Genomic DNA, 596 nt, shown 5'->3' on the forward strand with positions numbered 1-596 from the left:
CGCGGCGCAGGAGCGCGCGATCGCGAGCGCGCGCACGCCGCCGCCGATGACGATGACGTCGTAGGACGCTCGGAGCGTCGGCCGGCGCGCCGCAGGTTTCCCAGCGGGGCGCTGCGTGAGACGCAGGAACGGCAGCGTGGCGAGGGCGCTTCGGAGCAAGGGTCCCGCGGGGGAGGGAATGAGCCTTCAACCCGTATAATGCGTTGCGGCGCCGGGTTCAGCCCGCCCACGACGATTTCACCGCCCCTGAGGCCTTCGCGCGACGGCGTGTCCCTTCACCTCGCGCCGTGAGCCCGCTATGTCACGCCCCGGAAGGAAACGGACCAATGACGGCTCTCTGGCTGACGGTCGCGCTGATGACCGGCGCGGCGGTCTTCGTCGTGCTGGGCTCGCTGGCGCGTCGGCGCGAGGTTTCCGCGGACGCCGCCGAGGCGGACGTCGCGGTGTATCGCGACCAGATCGACGAGATCGCGCGTGATCGCGCGCGTGGTCTGATCGACGAGCGCGATCACGCGCGTGGTCTGATCGACGAGCGCGACGCCGACAGCGCCCGGGTCGAGGTCGCGCGCCGGCTGATCGCGGCCTCCGACCGCGGC

At 72.3% G+C, this 596-nt stretch carries 1 protein-coding gene; it reads left to right on the top strand.

The window, feature by feature from the left end:
- Window positions 1–326 precede the first annotated feature (326 nt).
- Window positions 327–596 (top strand): c-type cytochrome biogenesis protein CcmI (gene ccmI / locus ACIKT0_RS19705; protein ID WP_407106937.1); only part of this gene is annotated, 270 nt, incomplete at its 3' end.

Origin of the sequence: Hansschlegelia beijingensis (assembly GCF_045505405.1) — a bacterium.
GTDB classification, from domain to species: domain Bacteria; phylum Pseudomonadota; class Alphaproteobacteria; order Rhizobiales; family Methylopilaceae; genus Methylopila; species Methylopila beijingensis_A.